This window comes from Citrobacter sp. (genome assembly GCF_050252275.1).
GTDB classification, from domain to species: domain Bacteria; phylum Pseudomonadota; class Gammaproteobacteria; order Enterobacterales; family Enterobacteriaceae; genus Citrobacter_A; species Citrobacter_A amalonaticus.
The window spans coordinates 1-3,748 of sequence record NZ_JBFWLF010000371.1; the positions used below are offsets into that span (position 1 = coordinate 1).

Sequence of the window (3,748 nt, forward strand, 5' to 3'; positions counted from 1 at the left end):
ACCGGCAATTTTTAGCGCGTATACGTTTTAATCGCTATATCACCACGGCAGAAGAGCGGGTGAGGGATCTCCTCGTGGCGCTCTGTTTGCATGATGTGGTGAATAAAAACGAGTACTACAAAAAGTTTTATGTCAGCGCGGGGACGGTCAAAAATGATAATCCCGTGATGTTGCGTCTGGCGCAAGAACACGCCCTGACGGTACAAAGCATCCCACGTACCGGGTCGCGGCTTGTCGGCGATGAGTTCTCGTTGCGCCTGGCGGTGTGCATGTTAATACTCAAAACCGTTGAGATTGGTGAACACCACCAGTTGATAGCCCATCAGGCGAATGAGCCCGTCAGTCGTTCGATTGCCGATCAGTTTCTGAGTGAATGTGCTTCGGAGATTATCCAGGCTGCACGTTGCTATGAAGACGTTATCCGGCCGATTAACACGCTGGGTTACAACGGTCGGAAATACCTGCTGGTGTATTTGAGCCTCGCGTTACACCGCATCCGCCGGGGGCATGTAATCAAAAAGAGTACGGCGACGCCGTTTTTGACGACGTTCCCTTTTGAGGCCATGACCAATCCGCAGGAAAACCGCTGTCTGGATCTCCTGATTGCTTCGCTGACGTTTACGTATCGCCCTTTCACCTTATATGACGCCAGCCTGGTGGCGCATGTGAAACGGACCTGTGAACGTTTAGCCGCTAGCCTGAACAACACCATTCACAATCAGCATGCCTGGTTTGCCGAGGTTTATCACTTTATCTATGCCGCCATCATCCAGAATAAATTTCATCTCTGGTTTGATGATAAAAAACTGCATAACGTCCAGAATCGCTACCCTGAACTCTGGGACGACGTTCAGTCTGCGGTGAGCGAGATTGAAAAAGGCTGGCAAACGACGTTTTCCGCCATTCATCTGGCGACACTGGTGTTGATCACGAAAAAATATGAGCTTAAAAACCGGGTAGTGAGTGAGCCGAAAAAGCGGGTCATTATTGTGACGAACTCTTCGGAAAGTAAGGTCGGGTATTTCAAAGAGGTCCTGTCCTCACGTTTTCATATCGATATCCCGGTATGTATTAATATCAATGAGATTGAACAGCTCCAGTCACGTGAGTTTGATCTGCTGATCACCTTTACCAATAAGATCTCAAGCCATTTGCGGTATGCCGGACTGGATTACGTCAAAGTTAACTTCTGGCTAACGCAGGATGACTTCCAGTTGCTTCGTGAGCGGGGACTTGCCTCCGCGCGCAAAAAAATACCTGCTGAGCAGTTTGTTCAGCAGGTACAGGGTATGAGTCCCGAGGCGCTCAGGGATTTCCTCGAACGCCATTATGGTGATGTGTTTATTTAGCCAGTGGTTGTAAGACGCCGCGACACCAGACGGCTTCAAGATCTAACGCCTCATCAAGGACCAGAATATCGGCATCTTTTCCGGGCGTCAGGCTGCCCTTACGCTGTTCAACACCGGCGAGAATCGCCGGATTCAGGCAGGCAATCTGCGCTACGGAAACCCAACTATTCTCCAGACGATCAACCACATTTTTCACTGAATCCAGAAAGCTCATCTCCAGTGTGCAGACGTCCGCCCAGTCATCAGGCGAGACCGTGCGGATATTGCCGTGGCGATCGGTAATTTCCAGAAGATGATGGCGAATACGAAACGTCTCCTGACGCAGGTAATGGTGAAATTCAAACCCTTCCGGGAAATCCACATATCCCAGACAGTCGCTGACCATGACCAGACGACGATCTTTTTTCAGACGATAGAGAATATCGAACACTTCCGGGCGCAGAGTGATGCCGCTTTGTTTTGCCACTTCGGCGAAGGTGTCCTGGTGGTACATCAGCGCGCCGACAACGCCTGGCTCACGATGATGTAATCCGCGCATAGCGCTGAAGGCGTGGGTAAAGTGGCATAGCCCTGCTTCAATCGCCCGGGTGGTTTCGTCAAACGTCGCATCGGTATGCCCTGCGGATACCGTGACGCCAGCCTGGTGCAAATGACGGATCAGCGGCAGCGCATCCGGCAACTCTGGCGCCAGCGTCATTAAGCGAATATGCCCCCGTGCAGCCTGCTGATAGCGTTCAAAGCCCTCAATGCTGGGAGTCTGAATAGACTCCTTGCGCTGCATCCCGCTGTATTTGGCATTGATAAACGGTCCTTCCATGTGAATGCCGACGGCTTCAGCCCCGTCTTCCGCTTTCGCGTGCGCAATCCAGTCGGAGGCCGTGGTCAGACTCTCCAGTAAGAACGCCTCCGGCTGGGTGGCGGACGTAGCAAGCCACGCGGTGACCCCGGCATTGACCAGATCCCGGCTCATCGCCTGTAAAGAGTGACGCTCCCCCTTCCAGGCAAACGAACCTCTTCCCCAACCGTGGACGTGGATATCGACAAAACCCGGCATCAGCATCGCATGTTGGTAATCAACCACCTGGCCGCGAGGGGTATTATCCAGGCCAACAATCTGTCCTTGTTTGATATGCAGATAACCGCGTTGTATCCCGTCGGGGGTGATGATTCGGTCGCTTGCCAGAGAGAGCAGGGAGTCAGACATCCTCTTTCTCCCATACGCGTGCTGCCGTTTCGGCGGCGATCTCCGCACACAAACCGAGGTAGTGGGCGGGATCGAGCAGGGCGTCGATTTCTGTATCGCTAAAATGCTGGCGAATCAGGGGGTCGGCGCGCAGCACGTCGGCATAGGGCAATCCCTCGTGGGTGCTGCGCATCGCCAACTGGTACACGCGCTCGTGCGCCGCGTCTTTGCCTAACCGCTCCACCAGTTGCATCATGATTTTTTCGCTATTGATCAAGCCATGGGTTAAGTGGACGTTCTGGCGCATACGTTCAGGATTAATCACCAGCGTACGGGTCAACTCTTCCGCGCGCATCACGATCTCCGCCATCAACTCCATGCTTTCCTGAATATTTCCGTCGAAGATAAAGTAGGCTGAACTGTCTGCTTCAAATGGGCGAGGGCTGACATACAGGCAGGAAGTGAGCACGGAATACAATTTTTGCGCGTTGGCGATAATCCCTTTAGCCAGTTTGGGGTTCACTTTTTGCGGCATAGTGCTGCTGCCAACCGTTCCTTTGGTGAACGCTTCAGAGACTTCAGCGAACTCTTCGCTGGAAGTCTGATACACCTCTTCGGCGATTTTATGCAGCGTGGTGGCGAGCAGGCACAAATTGCTGATGTATTCCGTGCGATAAACGCGGGAGTTACGCGAAGGGATCGCCATGGAGTGCATTCCCAACCGTTGTGCGACGCGATCCTGCACCCGACGTCCAGTTTCGCCAGTGGCGTGAAACGCCCCTACAGCCCCCCCCATCATCACCGTGAAAACGCGTTTTTCCGCTTCCTGCATGCGCTGTTGGGCGCTCAACAGTTCGTCAATCCATACGGCAGCTTTATAGCCCCAGGTCACCGGTAAGGCATGCTTACCGTGGGTGCGACCTGGCATCAGGGTGGCCTGATGATCGGATGCCATTTTCGCCAGGTTGCGCAGAATATCATTCACAAAACCCTGCATGATGTCATCGAACTGCTTTGCCAGGTAAAGCTGTGCGGTTTGCTGGATATTCTGGGTGGTGACGCCATAGTGCACATACTTCCCGCTTTCGCTGTCGCAGGCTTTGACCAGTACTTTAATCACCGGGACAAAGCCGTGGCCTATCTCGCGGAGCAGGCGTTCCATTTCTGTCAGGTCGATTTTATCGACGCGACAGTTGGCGGCAATATTTTCTGCCGC

3 protein-coding genes are annotated in these 3,748 nt (G+C 53.2%); 1 reads left to right on the top strand and 2 read right to left on the bottom strand.

Annotated elements, in window-relative coordinates:
- A partial coding sequence (locus AB7E14_RS21685; protein ID WP_428169943.1) for a hypothetical protein occupies positions 1–1,349 on the top strand: 1,349 nt, incomplete at its 5' end.
- Here the strand turns inward: AB7E14_RS21685 and nagA are convergent.
- On the bottom strand, positions 1,342–2,553 hold the full coding sequence (nagA, locus tag AB7E14_RS21690) for an N-acetylglucosamine-6-phosphate deacetylase (RefSeq protein ID WP_058586919.1): 1,212 nt from the start codon (positions 2,551–2,553) through the stop codon (positions 1,342–1,344). The two genes, AB7E14_RS21685 and nagA, sit on opposite strands and share 8 nt — an antisense overlap.
- The coding region (locus AB7E14_RS21695; protein ID WP_428169944.1) for a class-II fumarase/aspartase family protein at positions 2,546–3,748 on the bottom strand (1,203 nt) is incomplete at its 5' end. The genes AB7E14_RS21695 and nagA, both read right to left, overlap by 8 nt.